This window comes from Rhizobium sp. SVR5-2C (assembly GCF_056755115.1).
Genome location: NZ_JBNDHT010000021.1, coordinates 48,167 through 63,601 on the forward strand (window position 1 = coordinate 48,167; position 15,435 = coordinate 63,601).

Below are 15,435 nucleotides of genomic sequence, written 5' to 3' on the forward strand. Positions count from 1 at the left end.
TGAACGGGACCTCTATCCGCGCGACGCGGAACCCCTAACTCGAGCTCTCAGGCGGCCCTGGCCTCCCAGCGATAGGGTGTGTTGTCGACCCACATCCGATGCAGGATGATTGCCAGGCGTCGAGCCACCGCCACGGTAGCCTTCGCCATGCCTCGCCGACGAGCGATGGTGAGGCCCCACGCCTTCAACGGCGAGCTCCGCTTCGATTTTCGCAGAAGGATCCCGGCGGCTTCGACCAGCGCCCATCGTATCGCGGCATCACCGCATTTCGAAATGCCCCGATCCCGATCGATCTCACCGGATTGATAGCGCGAGGGCGTCAATCCGAAGTGGGCTGGAACGGAGCGCGACCGGCGGAACCGCATCGGTTCGTCGACGCCTGCCCGGAAACTCAGGGCGACCATCGGCCCGACGCCGGGTGCCGTCATCAGCAGCTTGCAGGTGTCGTCGCTCTCGGCCAGCCGTTCCATGGCCTTTTGCAGGTGCCGAAACTGCTCTCTCAGCACGCGGCGGACTTTCAGGAGAGGGTCGATTACCAAGCGTAGATGCGGGGATTGTTTGAGCAACTCGATAATACGCCGCTCGAACTGCAGTTTGGTCACGGCTCCCACCTTGAGTCCGAAGTTGCGTAGTAGGCCGCGCAAGTTATTCTCCACATCGAGAATCTTCGTCTGCACGAACTTGCGCGCGGTCAGCAGCATCCGGATCTCTTGGCTTCCGACGGTCTTGACATGGACTGGCTTGTAAAGCCCCACACGCATCATCTGCGCAATGCCGCGGGCGTCGTTGCGATCGGTCTTGTTGATCTGAGCCGAGAGCGCAGCCTTCATGTGCCGTGTTTCGACGCAGATCACCGGATAGCCTGCGGCTGCCAGGCCGCTGTAGAGCCATTGCGACAGCGGACCGGCCTCAAGGCCAACACGCTTATAGGGGCCGCCAATTGCATGAAGCAAGGCGCCGATCGCATCCGGCTCGGTCTCAACCTTGCCCTCTTTGATGAGTTTACCACTCGTGTCCATCACGCAGACGCTGGTGGTGCGAACGGAAACATCAAGACCGACGAACAGTTCCATGGCAGATCTCCTGACCCGTTGAACCATTGGAGCCTGCCCGGAAGATCGATCTCCCGCTACTCTCACGCAGGGAGGCAGCCGGAGCCCCAATCATCCGATCTTCTTTTTGACCGTACGGTAGCGGACTGGAACGTCGCTGGTGCCGGTTAGTTATCGATATGGCCGCGCGGCAGCCGTCCTGTTAAAGGCCAGCGATGACCCGACCCTTCGTCCTGGCACCGCGCGGTCATCCTGGGCGGGCGCGCTAACCGGACAGGAACAATGTGAAGTTTTGATTGTCTGCGAACTAGGAGACCGCCCCTTTCGGTTGTTGGTAGATGGCGAAATATTACTTCCATATCCGTGCAGGCGATGAATTCGTCGAAGACGACGAAGGTCTCGATCTGCTAAATCTTGCGGCAGTTCATGAAGAGGCAGTCAACTCCGCCCGCGAGCTCGTCGCGGGTTTGGTCCATAGGGGAGAGCGGATACCCTCGATGCAATTCGAGATCGTTGATGAAAACGGAGATCTCGTCGCGGTTCTCCCGTTCAGGTCCGTGGTGCTGGATTGAGTTCATCCAGCCTCCCTTCCCCGGTCTGGCGGGGCTGGTCCGTACGCTACCGGACGGGAAGGGTTGCGTATCTCGAGCGTTTGGATGACGGCCGCGCGGTAGTCTTCCTTACCTCAGTCGTTAGTGATGTCGGATTGCAGCTCTCATCCGGGTGCCGCGCGGCCACCTTTTCCAGTGTTTTTTGGAACATTACGGAACCAGCTTTGTTTGGTCGCTTGGCCGCGCTGTCCAACGCAATCGGCTGGGGTTGCGTCCGCTATCATCCTAATCCCATTTAGCTACTATGACCGATAGGTTCTATCTGACACTCTGAACGGGAAATTGTCAGAGCTGGACCCTTGGACAATTTCAGCGGAGGTTCGGCGGAACCATCTAACGCGGCTCGGGCTCGCCTTCCTAGGGGCGGGCCCTTGCTTTAGCCGGCCTGTCCTAATCCGAATTGATGATTGACGGGCAGGCCCGCTGGAGCTTTATTTTTAAGCGCTGTAGCCGCCAAGCACAGCACCTAGCCGCGGCATCCGCTCTCCAACCAGCGCCGTGGTATGCGACAGGGCTCGCCATTTCTGACACGTTTGGACGAGCCCTGGTCGTAACCCCTTCCATTTGCCCCTCTGCGCCCTACAATTCAAAATAGCGAGGTCGGTGCGCCTTCGATGATCCAAGCGCGAATACTTTCAGACCAGATTCCGATGCAGGACGAGGAGGTGGCCATGTGTCAGCGCGTCTTTGATCAGGTTTGTGAAGCCAAGCATGTCACAAGTGACGAAGCCCGCGAGGAGCTCGCGACGATTATCATCCATTTCTACCAGCACGGCGTTAAGGATGAGCCTTCCTTGAAGCGGCTGGTGATCTGATCACCAGCCCAATCATCACTCGGACTTAAGGCCGTCTTCCCGCGCTTCCTGAGTTACGTTACGCCACCGTGCGTTTTAGCTGCCGGGAGAATAATGCCAGTGATTGAAAGATGCCGCCGTGTGTTGCGAGCTGCTAGGAACCGCCGCTCATCGCGGAGCATTCAGGCGTCCGTCCTGGCAGACCACGCCCTTATCTCCTCATCCGCCGTTTCCCTTTCGACCTCAGCACTTCATGCGGCACTGATGGAGCATCTTGAGAAAAAGGGCCTCATTACCGCCGAGGAGCAAGGACCAATCTTCGAGCGCGCTCTGGAGTTGCTGGAGACCGATCCAGCCGACGACGGCGGCATCACTGCACTTGCGCGCTACCTGATCGAACAGCAGCTTCCACGAAATGAAGGACGTGAACGGTTCAGGGCTTGATGCGCCTAAAACCCGGAACTCACCGGCTTATAGATCGTTTATTTAATTGGGATCGTGTGGCACGGGTTACTGTTTGCCCCTTCCTTGCCCTTGGAAGGCCGCGCGGTCCTTCTTCGTCAAACTGCCCCGTTTCGGCGGGGCTTCTTTTCGATCGAATAGTCGGGCTGGAACCTGAGGCCTCCTTATTCGTTTCCTGCGTCGGGACCGGTTGCGCGATCCCTGAATGCTGATGAAAACTGCCCTGCTTCGGCAGCCAGCCCCTAACCAAAATGTGGAATACTTACTTTTCCAAAAGTCGCTCTGACTAAAGGCAGGATGACTCTGATACGTTAGTATTTGCGAGGGGTTCCGGATGCCCGATTGGCAGGCTCGGATGCCTGCGTTGCGCAACAGACGTCGTGGGTTCTCCCACGAGGGACGTCCAACTTGGGGCCGATTGCGGACTGACGGCTCGCGGCGTTGGACCTCGGAATTCGGGCATTCAAATCGATGGCCAGTCCGCGCATTGCGGCGTTGCGCTTAGCTTTGGGCTTTCTCGCGGGGTTCCGCCAAGCGGCGCCCCCGCGCATCCGAACCCGTGCGCCAATCCGCTGTTCAAAAGCGACATTTTCCTTAGCCGCGTTTCCGCTATAGTCGCGCCGGGCGGGAGGGCAAGGAATGGGACGAAGGTTATTCCCACCTGCTGATGCCGGCTCCGGCTGGTCGCGCCTTGCTGATGATCACGGCTTTGTGGTCCTTTTCCCGCAACAGCGTCATGAGAACAACGCCAATCTCTGTTTCAACTGGTTCCAAACGGGCGATATCACCCGCGGCCATGGCGAGGCCCTTTCGATCCGTTCGATGATCCATACCGTCGTCGAGCGATACAGGGTCGACGAGGAGAGGATATTCATCACTGGTCTTTCGGCGGGCGGCGCGATGGCGAACGTCATGCTGGCCACCTATCCCGAAGTCTTCGCCGCCGGCGCAATGATCGCAGGACTCCGTACGGCACGGCGGCCTCCATGCGGCAGGCATTCGACCGCATGCGAGGGCATGGAATTCCCGATGCCGCGCATTTGCAGTCGCTCCTGCGCGCAGCGTCGTCTCATCAAGGAAGATGGCCGTCCATCTCCCTCTGGCATGGATCCAGCGACGCGACGGTCGTCGATGCGAATGCGCGAGCGATCGCGCAACAGTGGATGGGGGTCCACGAACTGGACAGCGGGGATTCAATGCTCGGAGATGGCAAAGGGTATTCGCTGCAGACCTGGACGGATGGCCTGGGAAGACCGGCGATTGAATCGGCATGGCGCACGGAACCCCGATCGACCTGGCCAGCGGCTACGGGCGGGCGGCGCTGTTCATGCTGGACCATGGAGTCTCCTCCACTCAGATGATCGCGCGCTCCTGGGACCTGATCACCTCCTTTGAAAGGCTGGACGAGATCGGCGAAGCCCGCGCGGACGACTTTCGACAGATGCCGCCAATTCCGGACGAGCATCGGCCTGTGAGTGGCGTGCAAAAAGTCATCGAAGATGCTCTTCGTTCGGCTGGTCTTATGGCCTGACAGCCTTCGTTTAGTTTTGAGGAGGAAGCGACGGCTACGAGGCGGCATCGCCTTCGGCTCCTAAGAGGAACTTTTTAAGACCGCTGAGACCGTCGATATGTTCGCAGAACGTGTTGATGGCGACGAGAAGAGGTACGGCCACCAGCATGCCGACCGCCGACCAGAGCCATGCCCAGAATGATACCGCGATGAAGACGCCCACCGTGTTCAGGCGCAGGCTCCGGCCGACGAAGTACGGCGCAACGAGCTGGCCTCGACGGTGGCCAGGCCTTCACGGCCCACCATGAGAGAGCCGAACCGTTTCGACAGCGATTGTGAGCGGCAAATGTGAAGGACGAGCCGCGGCGTCTCCATTTGGGCGACGATTGGCTGGCCCTGTTCCTGAGCTAGTCGTGTACCGGCTTGCGAACACATGGCGAGGCACGCGGGCCACTTCGCTTACGACGAACCAGCTACCGGATAGCGCACAAATGCTGTGCGTCATGGAACCCGGCTAGGAAAGGTCGAGCAGTGTGTTGGCCATTCAAGAAGACTTACCAGAAATGAAGAAGGTACCGGATGGACGTGGCCGCGCTCGCCTCACGGGTATCGAAGCCCTGGTCTTGGGTATTACCTTTGCCGATGTTGTCAGGCAGGAAGGCGCTATCGTTCTCGGGCGCTAATCAAAGCGGCCCTTATTTGCCTCGGCTGCCGTTTCCCCGATCGAGAAGACCATGATAAGCGGCACGAGCTGCCACAGGGCGGAAAGGCCGACGAGGATCTAGACAATTGTCGACAGCGCGCTATCGCCGCCGAACAGCGCGGCGACCAGATCGACATTCGCAATGCCGACAAACAACCAGTTGATGCCGCCGACGATAACAAGCAGCAACGTGATGAGGTTTAGTGTTCGCATTTCCTTCTCTCCAATTTTGGGGGCACCCGAGATACGGGACGTGTCGCATCGTGACAAGGACGCCCTCATCAAAGGCGCAGGCGTAGGTGGACGAGGTGGTTGGACACGAAGCGCTTCTGGCGCTGACGGCAGGGGAACCTCGCGCCGGCAACACGGTTCGAGGGAAGTTGAAATTCGAGCAATGACATGAACGAAACTGCCTCCATCCGACCGATCCAGCAGTATGGCGCTCTGCTTCCGCACCACACTTGATGGCCCCGAGGTACTTCTCAGCACGACGCTGGATGATACCGAAACGGCGGCCGCTCTCGGGCCTCAAGGCCAGGAAGGTGGCGGAGCGTGAAGCTTGGGAGGAAGCTGGTGTTCGGCAGGGCGAAGAAGAAACCCCTTGGCGATTTCGTCTATGATGAGGCCGCCTGGTTGACGGGGCGGATGCGGCCCGACGTGTAGAAGAGCCGGACCTTGAGCGACTGCTTCTCAATTCAGGAGAATGGCCGAGCGCACAATGCGTCTTTCGTAGCCCACTGCCGTGAGCCGCGTGGACAGTTCGAATAGTTTCGGCAGACGAGGAACCTAAGGGCGCTAGTCCCGTTGATTACTCGAACGGCGCGGCACGCAAGGCATGGACCTCCCCGGCGTATGACTGGATGGCAACTGCTGCGCGTGCCGCGTGACGTCCTAGAAGCCGGCGACCCACAAGTCGACGTCAAGAGACAAGCCTCGCTCGGGGACGGTTAAAGTCAGGACATTGACGTGGCCCTCGAGGAGAGACGGCAGCACAACGAGCTTCATGATGACGTGCGGGCGTGGGGTGCGCGAGAGCAGACCTCCCTGCCATAGCTCGCGTCGACCCGCGGCTCTGAGGCATCTGCTCCGCGGTCGGCTCGCCGGCGAGAGTTTCCGCTCTGACAAACGTGACCCGCAGCATAGGTCCACCAGCCGCTGTCCGCCGAGTGGACGAGCAAATGGTGCTATCGGATTGAAATGCAACCTTGTTCCTCCCTCGGCGCTATGAAAGGAATACCTTCATGCACCAGCCGGTCAGCAATAGGGAACGAGTCCACGTAGCTGATTTGACGTCGACAATCGTGGCGTCGATCAGGTTGCCGCCGCAATAAGGCAGGCATTCCTCGGGCTTGGAAAACTGTCCGACGTCTTCGCCCCCCTGCTCCACCAGAGCTTCGGCGATAGTTTTCGCTGCATGAAGCGACGACAAGTACTCTCCTCCCGGTGAGATTTCGTTGTGACATGATGTGGATCTCCTCTCTCCGAACATCAGCCGCCGGCCGTGGTTCCTGGGGGCTATTTACCATCTGACGCTAGGCCGCGCTGCGTAGCGAAGCCGTTGCCTGCAGAGCCTCCGGGCGCTGGATCGGTCGCGCCGTGCGGTCGAAGGAGGACCCACGTGTCCCGTTATCTCATGCTCCTGTATTGCAAAAAACCTCGCTGGCGGAGGGTTGTTCGGCTAGCGGCCTTCCTCGAAGCGGTGGCCGGATCATGCAGCGGAGGCTGTTGCGACACGGGGTAAAAATCGACGTTGACGGTTCGGCATCACACTCCGCGTCGGGCGGCTTCGTAGGGATGGGCGCTGGTGAAAAGCAGCCGGCGGCACGGGGAACTGTGGACGGTGTCCGCGCCTGTCATGCCAACACCATCGCCGCCGCCATTGCAAGCTCGGACGGCACTCCCGCGACGGCGAGACCCACAGTCGCGACTTCAGTCTTGATGCTGGACTCGCCATGACGAATCTCCTCGCCGATGCCAAGCACAGCGATTAGCCCCGCCCCCATCCAGCAGATGAGCGTCAGCGTTCCAAAGAGTATTGCCCAGTGCGTTCCGTCCATCGACGTTCTCCTGTGTCGAGGCTTCCAACGTCCAGGTCTGCTCGGTTTCATTTACGAGGACCGGTACGAGAGCGGACCGAGGCCGGGCTACCGTTTGGACTTTCGAACGACCCCTGGTGAGACGGCGGTTGGCTCTTCAGTTGGTGACGAGGCCTCGCCGTCTTCGGTGAAGCCGTCCCCACCGGACGTCGCGGCGGCGTGGCCGTCTTCGCCGGGGATCGAGGTCTGCGGAAGCTCCGGATCCTTGCCTTCCAGTTCAGCCGCGGCTTCTCGCCAGTGACGCTCGTGCTATCCTTGGGGGCGGCCCTCGCTCTCCCATTTTTCGCGTGCGAGTCTTTTAATTGCTTCTTCGCGGTCATCTTCCATGACTTCTCCTCCGAAGTTGTTAGAAGCGAACTGGGACCGCCCGCGAATGTTCCTGCAAAGTTCGGAACATCAGGACTGCGCCTGCCCTATTGACCCTTTCCGGCGGTAATTCCTCCAGCGTGGTCGAGCCGATACCGGGCAGCATAAGCGGATTGGCGGTATGTCCGCCCAACGCCGGCGTTTCCCGCTCAGATAAGCTGGCGACCCGGCCCTGCTAATTTGTCCGGCTCTCTCATGGTCTACTGGGCGGTGAAGAAGGTCAGCAGGACCTTGCCCTTGTCGCCAAGCAGACAGACGAACCTGTCTGGCTTGCCGGTCTTTTCCTTGCGGGCGATGTATGCTTCGCCCAGAATGACGGTCTTGACGGCCACGTCCTCGACCTTCGTGTCGGCCTTGCTGATCGCCAGGCTCTCCATGTCCATGACCAGATCGGTGATGTCCGGCGAGCTTTCCTGAAGAGCGAGAAGGCCGGTGGACTTGCATGCATTCACGGCCGGATCCTCGGCAGCCTGAGCGAATGCGTTTCCTGTGAGAAGGCCGAGCGTGACGACCGTAGCGGCCAAAGTGATGACTTTCATGTGGCCCTCTTTTTCGTGGAAAGAGCCCACGACGAGCGCGGGCTGAATTTGGACTGTGCTGGATCTTGCGGCTACGCCTTGTCGACGACCTTCTTGACAGCATCCTTGGCCTCGCCCTTGGCAACCTGGGCCTTGCCCTTGGCTTCCTGAACGCTGCCCTTTGCCTGCTCTTCGTGATGATCCGCGGCCTTGCCGACCGCCTGACGTGCCTTGCCAGCGACTTCGTTAGTCTTGCCTTTGATCTTGTCTGAGGTGCTTCCCATGATCCAAACTCCTTTGTTCGGCTCGAAGGAAAGGCGCGACTTCGCAGTTCGTTCCTTTCATCAATGCGAACAGCGTGGAACTCTTAACGGGGCGCTTCTGATCCTCGCCTTCATTCCTGGAGAGGACTCGAGACCAAACGAACGCGACCACGGGCCAGGCGGGTCGAAGGCGCGGCACGTAGGAGACGGGCGAACTTGCACTTCCGGACTAACTGGCTGCGAAGGCGGCGTCGGGCCGATCAGCGCATTCGGTCGGCGGTCTCGCCAAGGGTGTCCGCCACATGGGCCCCGCGTGATCCCATCGGCAACGGCGCTCCCGTGGTGGTGTCCCTCGCCGTCTGGTGTTCCAGCTCCGCGTTCAGCTCGCCTCCCACGATCAGGATGACGATGGAAATCCATATCCAGACCAGGAAGCCGATCAGCGCCCCGAGGGCGCCGTACGTCGCGTTGTAGTTGGCGAAGTGGTTTAGATAGAACGAAAACCCGAGCGACATTGCAAACCATGATACTGTCACGAGACCGGCACCCCACGTCATCCAACGGAGCTTGGCGGGTTGCCGGCTTGGGGCGAAGCGGTAGACGGCGGTGACCGCTGCGGCGACGATCAAAAGCAACAAAGGCCATCTCAGAAGCAGGGCCATGTGCTCCTTGAATTGGTCGAGCCAAAGAAAGGAAAGTATCACAGGCATGACGGCGACCAGCCCGATCATCGTGGCGGCAGAAAGCATCGCTGCAAGTGTAAAGCACAGACCGACGAGGTTCAGCGTTATCAGTCCCCGTTTTTCCTTCTCCTCGTAGGCCACGTTCATCGCATCGAAGATCGCCAGCGTGCCGCTGTGCGTGCTCCAAAGGGCGATGGCAAGGCCCCCGAAGAAAGTGATGCCAAGCGTCGAGCTGCGGCTTTCGGCGAGGCTCTTGATGCGATCGGCGATGAGATCGAAAGCGCCCGGCGGAAGCAATCCTGACAGCTCCCGGAGGTGGTCGCCGATGGTGGCCGGATCGGCGATCAGCCCGTAGAGCGCGACGAGTGCCGACAGCGATGGGAAGAGACCCAACAACAGATAGAACGTCACTCCAGCGGCGATGAGTGTCACACGATCATCGCTGACTTCGTGGATCACCCGCCAAAAGACATCGCGCAGCCCTTTCACAGGGATCGCCTCGGGGACGCTTGCGTCCCTTCCGCGGCCGGCCTCAAGTTCGTTCTCCCCTGATCCGTCTGGCGTGTCTCTACGCGTCCCCGTCAGTGCGACGAGTGCGCCGCCCACCGCGACAAGGAGGGTGGCGACGCTCGACAGCTTGATGTGGGGACCAATGGGCACTGGCAGTTCCTTTTCAGCAGGGTGTAATTGCGGTTGGCAACGCTTCTTACTGGGATTGCGGTTCCCCCTTGCGCACCCCTGATTTGGACGCGTCGGCCTCCTCGACCACCCGAGCCTTGGCAGCATCATGAACGTCGGACGCGGCTGAAACAGCCTTGCTATAGACGTCGGATGCAATCTCTGTTCCTTGATCCATCATCGAAGACGCCTGGGCCGCAACCATGTCTTTCGCCGCCTCGGCGGCTTCGCCGAGATACTCGTCTTCGGTTTCCGTATGCGGCAACGCCGCCCCGATCGCCGCGCCCACCGCAAATGCGAGAGCGCCGCCGACGAGCGGTTGGTCGCGGAAGTGGGTCAGAATGGCATCGTTCAATTTGCTCGCCTGCTGTTGCATGCTTGTTCCTGCCGAAATCGAGCGCTCCGAGATCGCGCTGGCGGCATCCGACGCCCGCGTTCCGATATTGCTTGCCGTGCCCTTGACCTGAGCCCATGTTTTCGAGGCCCATCCCGACGCGGCGTCAAACATCGCTCCCGTCTCGTCGGCGATCTGCTCGATCTGCCTTCCGGTGGCATCCGCAAAGCCCCGATACATCTTTCCCGCATCGTCTATGAAATGCCCGGCACGGTGTCCGGCATCGTCGGTAAGGGCTTTCAAGCGCTTCCCTGAGGTGTCGGCGAAATGGCTGTAGCGGACACCGTTTTCGGTTTCCGGCGGGCCGATCCGCCGCACAGGTCCCTCGACCTGATAAAGGGGATAGTCAGCATCCAAACCAGCGCTCGATGCAGTGGCCGGCGAAGACGGATATTGTTGCTTTGCCATGAGCCATGCGAGGCTGACGCCCATCAACGCGACCGGTACCGGATTGTCCTTCAAAGCTTGACCGAGATTTCTGACATACTCGCCGCCGCCGCTGCCCTTCGCGTAAGCCAGGACCTCGTCGATGAGCTGCCCCGGCGACATTCGCTCCTGAATGGCGTCTATGCGATCTCCAATACGCAGGCGATCAGCGTCGATCTCCCGCTGTAGCTCGGAGGATGTCTTTTCAATTGAGTTGGCCATCAGATCTTCTCCTTCACGGCATCGACGTCGCGGCGCAGCGATGTCGTCGTGCGATCAAGCTTCAAGTTGCTTCCGCGCAGTGCGCTCAAGCCTCGTGACACCATCGCCCAGGCGATCAGGGCAATGATGAGGCCGACAACAAGTGCGGCAAGCGCGCTGGCGTTCGGCTGCGTCATGCCTTGGCCGACCAAAAAGGATGAAAGGCCGCCGACAAGCGCACTCAGTAGGACGCCGACGGCGCCGATCGCGAGCACCACGCCAACGATTAGAACCTCGATGCCGCTCAGCGCCTGTGTGAGTTTTTCAGAAGCTTCGGTCTTGGCGAGGTCGATTTCTTTGCGTAGGAGTCCCGTCAGATCGGCCACGAGTCCGCTCACGAGTTCGGAGAGCGGGATGTTTTCGGTGGGTTTAACCATTTGCGGGCCCTCCGCTCTTCGTGGAAAAATCGGATTGGATATCCGTATTCTCCTGTCGCGAGCTTGCCCTCGCCGATCGACTTGCCGAGGCGGTTAGAAAGCGGCTGGCCGCCAGCCCTGCCAACGCCGCGATTCCAAGAAATGCTAGTGGCTGCTTGCGTCCGAAGTCTTCGGCGATGGTTGCTACTTCGCCGTAAGCGCAGCTCCGTTCACACCTTGACGAACTTTTGAAGACTGCAGAAATCGACAAACACTTGAGCACATCTGCGTCGTGATACCTTGGCCTACCATTGTTATCGGGAGGCCAATATGTGCAAGAGAGTGGTCATTTACGCGCGGTATTCAACAGATCAACAGAACCCAGCTTCAATCGAAACCCAGCTTGATCTGGGGGCTTCATTTGTTGCGGAGCGCGGTTGGAAGCTGTGCGGGACATATGTTGATGCTGGCGTTAGCGGCGCTAATTTCGAAACACGGCCAGGCCTTCAGGCTGCGCTGACAGGGGCGCGAGTGGGTGCCTACGATGTCCTACTTTGCCTTACGCTTGACCGGCTCTCGCGAGACCTAGAACACAGCGCTAAAGTGTTGAAGCTGCTCCAGTTCCACGACATTGAACTTTGGACCGTACATGGCGGTTCTCAAGTGTCAGCCATGGAGCTTGGCCTGAGGGCGGTCCTGAATAGCGAGATGCTAGAGCAGGTTCGATATCGAACCAGGGAAGGCATGAAGACAGTAGCGAAGACGGGCCGAGTTCCCGGCGGCATTTGTTACGGCTACTCGATCAAAAAGATGATTGGAGCGGACGGCGAACTGATCCGTGGCCTGAGGGAGATCATTGCCGCCGAGGCGGCCGTCATCGTGTGGATATTTAAGCAATATGTGAAAGGCCTAAGTCCTGACGCCATCGCAGAAACCCTCAATGGGCAGGGTATACCAGGCCCTCGCGGGCAGGCTTGGAGAGGAACGGCGATCCGGGGGCACCGGCGAAGAGGTAGCGGAATTCTAAATAATCAGATGTACATCGGTCGCCTGGTGTTCAACAGGCTCGTATACCGAAAGAACCCAGTGAGCGAACGCCGGGTGTCTCGGCTCAACTCCCCAGAGCAACATATCATTCACGAGGTTCCGACGCTTCGCATTGTCTCGGACTCACTCTGGAAAAAGGTAAAACGGAGGCAAGCTTTACCTCGCCACTGGACAACAACCTCGGGCCGATCGTCTAACCAACCCGGTAGTTCCAAGGCAGGAGATGCGCAATTTGGCTCTGCTTATGGCCATTAACGAGGGCCGTTAGCGTGCTGGTCAGATAGCCAAATGGATCAACGGCGTTGAGTTTACACGTCTCGACGAGCGATGCGTTGGTCGCCCAATTCTCCGCTCCAGAGTCATGACCGGCGAAGAGAGCGTTCTTTCGGTTTAGCGCTATTGGCCTGATGGTCCGCTCAACGGTATTGTTGTCGATCTCGATGCGGCCGTCGGTCAGGAAGACGCAAAGACCATCCCAGTATTTGGCGATGTAGGTAAGCGCTTCGCCGAGAGGCGACTTGCCAGCAACGCGGGTGCGATGATGGCCGAGCCAGACTCGCATGTCTTCGATCAACAGAGCTGACCGTGCCTGCCTCCCAGCTAGGCGAGCGTCTGCGGGAAGGCCGCGCAGCTCCGTCTCGATCCGATAGAGTTCACCGATCCGCCGCACGCCTTCCTCCGCAATCGGCGCTGATCCGTTCCGGGTGACCTCGACCAGCTTGCGACGAGCATGGGCCCAACAGTAGGCAAGTTGGATGTCCCGACCGGCTCGGTCGGGTGCGATCAGCCGATTATATCCGGCGTAGCCATCCACCTGAAGGATGCCCGTGAATCCTTGCAATATCCGCTCGGCATGTAACCCGCCGCGACCGGGGGCATAGGTGAAGGCTACCCCCGGCGGCGCACCTCCGCCCCACGGTCGGTCATCACGGGCCAGCGCCCAGAAGTATCCGGTCTTGGTTTTGCGGGAACCGGGATCGAGCACCGGAGCACGGGTCTCGTCCATGAAGAGCTTCGTTGACCCCTTCAGGTCGGCAACCAAGGCGTCGAAGACCGGACGCAGTTCGAAAGCAGCCCGACCGACCCAGTCGGCGAGTGTTGAGCGGTCAAGATCAATCCCTTGGCGGCTCATGATCTGGGCCTGGCGGTAGAGCGGCAGATGATCGGCATATTTGGAGACCAGCACATGCGCGATGGTTGCCTCAGTGGGCAATCCGGCCTGGATCAGTCGTGCAGGTGCTGCAGCCTGAGATATGCCATCGGTGCAGGCACGGCAGGCGTATTTGGGGCGACGAGTAACGATGACACGGAACTGTGCAGGAATGACATCCAGCCGCTCGGACACGTCCTCACCGATGCAATGCAATCCGCCGCCACAGGTGCAGCTCAAGCTCTCCGGCTCGATGGTCTCTTCGACACGAGGAAGGTGGGCGGGAAGAGAGCCACGATTGGCAGCGCGAGATTTGGGGCTCGGTTTGCCCGAGGGGCTATCGGCTTCATCTTCGGCATGGATGGCCGCTATGGCTGTTTCCAGGTCCTCCAATGCGAGGTCGAATTGCTCGGGATCAGCCTTCTCGGACTTGCGGCCGAAGGCAGCCTGCTTGAAAGCGGCGACCAGCTTCTCCAGCCGTTCGATCCGATCATCCTTGCGGACTTCACTCGCTTGCGCTGCGAGCAGCATCGCCTTCAAGGCAGTAATATCGTCCGGCAAATTGGCAGCGTCCAACATGGTGGCAGTTTTATCAAATTCTGCCTCGTCTCACCGCTCGGATTTGTCGCCCGAGTCATCGTGTCACACCTATTCGATGGTGGTCGGCGCTCTTGCCTCAACGGCACGAACCCGACGCCAGTCAAGGCCTGCAAACAGCGCCTCGAACTGGGCATGTCCCAACGTCATCAGACCATCCTTGATGCCCGGCCAGGTGAACGTATGTTCCTCCAGCCGCTTGTAGGCCATCACCAGACCGCTCCCATCCCAGTAGATCAGCTTCAACCGGTCAGCTTTGCGTGACCGGAATATAAAGACTGTCCCTGTGAACGGGTCTTTATGCAGCTCGTTCTTTACCAGCGCCGCCAATCCATCATGGCCTTTGCGGAAGTCGACGGGCTTTGTTGCCACCATAATCCGGACGCGGTTCGAGGGAAGGATCATGCTGGAACCGCGCAAGCACGCGCGACAGCGGCGATCCGGGCGGCAGACGCGCCTTCTTCCAGCCGTATCGTGACAGCGCCGACGATGATCTCGGGACGGCTGACTTTTTTGATCGGCAGCTCCGAAGCGGGTGGATCAACGATCACCGATGCGAACTCAACCGCATCCTCGGGTGCAGGCAGAACCAGCTTGCCCTGCCGGGCCATCGTTCTCCAAGTCGACAGGTGGTTCGGCTTCAGCCCGTGTCGCTCAGCGACTTCATTGACCATCGCGCCGGGCCGAAGGCTTTCCGAAACGATCCGCGCCTTCAACTCGTCCGGCCAGTGCCGGTGAACCTCACGTCCAGGGTTCCTGGTCGTGAGAACCTCCAATGTACTCTCCATGGAGAAACTCCCGTTGCTCGTCCATGGATAGGCGATCACAGATCAGGGCGGCGAGGACAACGTGGGAGTGGAACAGCGGTTACACTTCGCCGAGATCGCGTCCCTCCATCTGCTTTGCAAAACTTTGCACGCTAGTCCCGATCTGCCTGGCGTATCGACCGACCTCGGATTGATCGGATTTTTCGAGCTCCGAGCCAACTTTCTGAAGGGCAGTTGCAATGCCGCCGACCTGGCGGGCAGCGAAATTTGTCTGTTCGGAGACGGCGTCCTTCGCCTTGACGACCGCGGCCTCGGCGCCTTCCTTGATGGTGTCGCGCGCAGCACTCAGGTCTTCAGCGACCTTGTCTTTAAGATCGCCCAACTGTGCTGGGCTCGTCGTCGATGGATTGGGCTCTCCGCTTTGTAGTGGCGACTGACGCAAGGGCGCCACTTCGCCTTCCGAAAACTCGTTTGACATTGAATCCTCCCATGCATGGTTAACGGCGCTGCCATATCCCGCGAACTATCGATCGGAAGATTTGTTCCTCTCCGGTGAGATGGTTCGTGGAAACCTCTCGCCTGCGATTTTTTTGTGGGCAGATCATGAGGGAATAGCCGCCATCAAGGAGGTAGCGACCTCACAAGATGGGGGCTTTCCCGCTGCTGCGTATGCACTGTCATGGAGCCGCATCTCAGGAAGG

The 15,435-nt window shown here is 59.5% G+C and carries 19 protein-coding genes and 3 pseudogenes; 6 read left to right on the forward strand and 16 right to left on the reverse strand.

The features are described 5' to 3' along the window. Positions 1 to 47 precede the first annotated feature (47 nt). Positions 48 to 1,073 (reverse strand): IS110 family RNA-guided transposase, encoded by a 1,026-nt coding sequence (locus ACPYOI_RS08700; protein ID WP_481422793.1) that lies wholly within the window; start codon positions 1,071 to 1,073, stop codon positions 48 to 50. Between the two features lie 317 nt (positions 1,074 to 1,390). Here ACPYOI_RS08700 and ACPYOI_RS08705 point away from each other — a divergent pair, with 317 nt between their 5' ends. The 5 genes and pseudogenes from ACPYOI_RS08705 (at position 1,391) to ACPYOI_RS08725 (ending at position 4,450) form a co-directional block, all read left to right on the forward strand. Continuing rightward, on the forward strand, positions 1,391 to 1,624 hold the full coding sequence (locus ACPYOI_RS08705) for a DUF6894 family protein (RefSeq protein WP_481417924.1): 234 nt from the start codon (positions 1,391 to 1,393) through the stop codon (positions 1,622 to 1,624). A 710-nt stretch (positions 1,625 to 2,334) separates the two neighbouring features. Further along, the gene (locus tag ACPYOI_RS08710; RefSeq protein ID WP_481417923.1) at positions 2,335 to 2,478 is read left to right on the forward strand and encodes a hypothetical protein; all 144 of its coding nucleotides are present in this window, start codon (positions 2,335 to 2,337) and stop codon (positions 2,476 to 2,478) included. Between the two features lie 243 nt (positions 2,479 to 2,721). Next, on the forward strand, positions 2,722 to 2,901 hold the full coding sequence (locus tag ACPYOI_RS08715; protein WP_481417922.1) for a hypothetical protein: 180 nt from the start codon (positions 2,722 to 2,724) through the stop codon (positions 2,899 to 2,901). 657 nt (positions 2,902 to 3,558) lie between these two features. After that, positions 3,559 to 3,882: pseudogene (locus ACPYOI_RS08720) on the forward strand (extracellular catalytic domain type 1 short-chain-length polyhydroxyalkanoate depolymerase); the annotation flags it as partial. 307 nt (positions 3,883 to 4,189) lie between these two features. Beyond that, positions 4,190 to 4,450 (forward strand): hypothetical protein, encoded by a 261-nt coding sequence (locus ACPYOI_RS08725; RefSeq protein ID WP_481417929.1) that lies wholly within the window; start codon positions 4,190 to 4,192, stop codon positions 4,448 to 4,450. A 34-nt stretch (positions 4,451 to 4,484) separates the two neighbouring features. Here the strand turns inward: ACPYOI_RS08725 and ACPYOI_RS08730 are convergent. The 11 genes and pseudogenes from ACPYOI_RS08730 to ACPYOI_RS08780 form a co-directional block, all read right to left on the reverse strand. After that, positions 4,485 to 4,691 (reverse strand): annotated as a pseudogene (locus tag ACPYOI_RS08730) (AI-2E family transporter); the annotation flags it as partial. A gap of 519 nt (positions 4,692 to 5,210) precedes the next feature. Then, on the reverse strand, positions 5,211 to 5,345 hold the full coding sequence (locus ACPYOI_RS08735) for a DUF378 domain-containing protein (protein ID WP_481417921.1): 135 nt from the start codon (positions 5,343 to 5,345) through the stop codon (positions 5,211 to 5,213). 1,009 nt (positions 5,346 to 6,354) lie between these two features. Next, positions 6,355 to 6,561 (reverse strand): hypothetical protein, encoded by a 207-nt coding sequence (locus tag ACPYOI_RS08740; protein ID WP_481417920.1) that lies wholly within the window; start codon positions 6,559 to 6,561, stop codon positions 6,355 to 6,357. 424 nt (positions 6,562 to 6,985) lie between these two features. After that, positions 6,986 to 7,189, reverse strand: coding sequence for a hypothetical protein (locus ACPYOI_RS08745; RefSeq protein ID WP_481417919.1), 204 nt, complete (start codon positions 7,187 to 7,189; stop codon positions 6,986 to 6,988). Between the two features lie 288 nt (positions 7,190 to 7,477). Further along, positions 7,478 to 7,555, reverse strand: a complete 78-nt coding sequence (locus tag ACPYOI_RS08750; RefSeq protein ID WP_481417927.1) for a DUF2934 domain-containing protein — start codon at positions 7,553 to 7,555, stop codon at positions 7,478 to 7,480. Positions 7,556 to 7,794: 239 nt separating this feature from the next. After that, the gene (locus tag ACPYOI_RS08755; RefSeq protein WP_481417918.1) at positions 7,795 to 8,133 is read right to left on the reverse strand and encodes a hypothetical protein; all 339 of its coding nucleotides are present in this window, start codon (positions 8,131 to 8,133) and stop codon (positions 7,795 to 7,797) included. 71 nt (positions 8,134 to 8,204) lie between these two features. Next, the gene (locus ACPYOI_RS08760) at positions 8,205 to 8,396 is read right to left on the reverse strand and encodes a CsbD family protein (protein ID WP_481417917.1); all 192 of its coding nucleotides are present in this window, start codon (positions 8,394 to 8,396) and stop codon (positions 8,205 to 8,207) included. A gap of 239 nt (positions 8,397 to 8,635) precedes the next feature. Next, on the reverse strand, positions 8,636 to 9,718 hold the full coding sequence (locus ACPYOI_RS08765; RefSeq protein WP_481417916.1) for a YihY/virulence factor BrkB family protein: 1,083 nt from the start codon (positions 9,716 to 9,718) through the stop codon (positions 8,636 to 8,638). A gap of 46 nt (positions 9,719 to 9,764) precedes the next feature. Then, positions 9,765 to 10,778 (reverse strand): DUF3618 domain-containing protein, encoded by a 1,014-nt coding sequence (locus ACPYOI_RS08770; protein ID WP_481422794.1) that lies wholly within the window; start codon positions 10,776 to 10,778, stop codon positions 9,765 to 9,767. Further along, positions 10,778 to 11,194, reverse strand: a complete 417-nt coding sequence (locus ACPYOI_RS08775; RefSeq protein WP_168832359.1) for a phage holin family protein — start codon at positions 11,192 to 11,194, stop codon at positions 10,778 to 10,780. Before ACPYOI_RS08775 ends, ACPYOI_RS08770 begins: the two co-directional genes overlap by 1 nt. Then, positions 11,187 to 11,387 (reverse strand): annotated as a pseudogene (locus tag ACPYOI_RS08780) (nutrient deprivation-induced protein); the annotation flags it as partial. The pseudogene ACPYOI_RS08780 and the gene ACPYOI_RS08775, both read right to left, overlap by 8 nt. Before the next feature lie 116 nt (positions 11,388 to 11,503). On the opposite strand from ACPYOI_RS08780, the gene ACPYOI_RS08785 reads away from it, so the two are divergent. Further along, positions 11,504 to 12,475, forward strand: coding sequence for a recombinase family protein (locus tag ACPYOI_RS08785; RefSeq protein WP_481417913.1), 972 nt, complete (start codon positions 11,504 to 11,506; stop codon positions 12,473 to 12,475). On the opposite strand, the gene tnpC is transcribed toward ACPYOI_RS08785, so the two are convergent. From tnpC to ACPYOI_RS08805, 4 genes are all read right to left on the reverse strand, one after another. Then, complete coding sequence (tnpC, locus tag ACPYOI_RS08790; RefSeq protein ID WP_481422795.1) at positions 12,414 to 13,949, reverse strand: IS66 family transposase; 1,536 nt, start codon at positions 13,947 to 13,949, stop codon at positions 12,414 to 12,416. The genes ACPYOI_RS08785 and tnpC overlap by 62 nt on opposite strands. A gap of 69 nt (positions 13,950 to 14,018) precedes the next feature. After that, a complete protein-coding gene (gene tnpB, locus ACPYOI_RS08795) occupies positions 14,019 to 14,372 on the reverse strand; it encodes an IS66 family insertion sequence element accessory protein TnpB (RefSeq protein WP_481417912.1) in 354 nt (117 codons plus the stop codon). After that, positions 14,369 to 14,755 carry an IS66-like element accessory protein TnpA gene (gene tnpA / locus ACPYOI_RS08800; protein WP_481417911.1) on the reverse strand — a complete coding sequence of 129 codons (387 nt, stop codon included), beginning with the start codon at positions 14,753 to 14,755 and terminating at the stop codon, positions 14,369 to 14,371. Before tnpA ends, tnpB begins: the two co-directional genes overlap by 4 nt. A gap of 79 nt (positions 14,756 to 14,834) precedes the next feature. Next, positions 14,835 to 15,212, reverse strand: coding sequence for a hypothetical protein (locus ACPYOI_RS08805; RefSeq protein ID WP_481417910.1), 378 nt, complete (start codon positions 15,210 to 15,212; stop codon positions 14,835 to 14,837). Positions 15,213 to 15,435: the final 223 nt, after the last annotated feature.

What these genes read in the sequence shown, in the direction of transcription:
- ACPYOI_RS08755 (WP_481417918.1), bottom strand. Translation starts at nt 8,133, where the DNA reads ATGAAAGTCATCACTTTGGCCGCTACGGTCGTCACGCTCGGCCTTCTC.
- ACPYOI_RS08750 (WP_481417927.1), bottom strand. Translation starts at nt 7,555, where the DNA reads ATGGAAGATGACCGCGAAGAAGCAATTAAAAGACTCGCACGCGAAAAA.
- ACPYOI_RS08725 (WP_481417929.1), top strand. Translation starts at nt 4,190, where the DNA reads ATGGCGCACGGAACCCCGATCGACCTGGCCAGCGGCTACGGGCGGGCG.
- ACPYOI_RS08735 (WP_481417921.1), bottom strand. Translation starts at nt 5,345, where the DNA reads ATGCGAACACTAAACCTCATCACGTTGCTGCTTGTTATCGTCGGCGGC.
- tnpB (WP_481417912.1), bottom strand. Translation starts at nt 14,372, where the DNA reads ATGATCCTTCCCTCGAACCGCGTCCGGATTATGGTGGCAACAAAGCCC.
- ACPYOI_RS08700 (WP_481422793.1), bottom strand. Translation starts at nt 1,073, where the DNA reads ATGGAACTGTTCGTCGGTCTTGATGTTTCCGTTCGCACCACCAGCGTC.
- ACPYOI_RS08715 (WP_481417922.1), top strand. Translation starts at nt 2,722, where the DNA reads ATGGAGCATCTTGAGAAAAAGGGCCTCATTACCGCCGAGGAGCAAGGA.
- ACPYOI_RS08805 (WP_481417910.1), bottom strand. Translation starts at nt 15,212, where the DNA reads ATGTCAAACGAGTTTTCGGAAGGCGAAGTGGCGCCCTTGCGTCAGTCG.
- ACPYOI_RS08770 (WP_481422794.1), bottom strand. Translation starts at nt 10,778, where the DNA reads ATGGCCAACTCAATTGAAAAGACATCCTCCGAGCTACAGCGGGAGATC.
- ACPYOI_RS08710 (WP_481417923.1), top strand. Translation starts at nt 2,335, where the DNA reads ATGTGTCAGCGCGTCTTTGATCAGGTTTGTGAAGCCAAGCATGTCACA.
- ACPYOI_RS08705 (WP_481417924.1), top strand. Translation starts at nt 1,391, where the DNA reads ATGGCGAAATATTACTTCCATATCCGTGCAGGCGATGAATTCGTCGAA.
- ACPYOI_RS08785 (WP_481417913.1), top strand. Translation starts at nt 11,504, where the DNA reads ATGTGCAAGAGAGTGGTCATTTACGCGCGGTATTCAACAGATCAACAG.
- ACPYOI_RS08745 (WP_481417919.1), bottom strand. Translation starts at nt 7,189, where the DNA reads ATGGACGGAACGCACTGGGCAATACTCTTTGGAACGCTGACGCTCATC.
- ACPYOI_RS08760 (WP_481417917.1), bottom strand. Translation starts at nt 8,396, where the DNA reads ATGGGAAGCACCTCAGACAAGATCAAAGGCAAGACTAACGAAGTCGCT.
- tnpC (WP_481422795.1), bottom strand. Translation starts at nt 13,949, where the DNA reads ATGTTGGACGCTGCCAATTTGCCGGACGATATTACTGCCTTGAAGGCG.
- tnpA (WP_481417911.1), bottom strand. Translation starts at nt 14,755, where the DNA reads ATGGAGAGTACATTGGAGGTTCTCACGACCAGGAACCCTGGACGTGAG.
- ACPYOI_RS08775 (WP_168832359.1), bottom strand. Translation starts at nt 11,194, where the DNA reads ATGGTTAAACCCACCGAAAACATCCCGCTCTCCGAACTCGTGAGCGGA.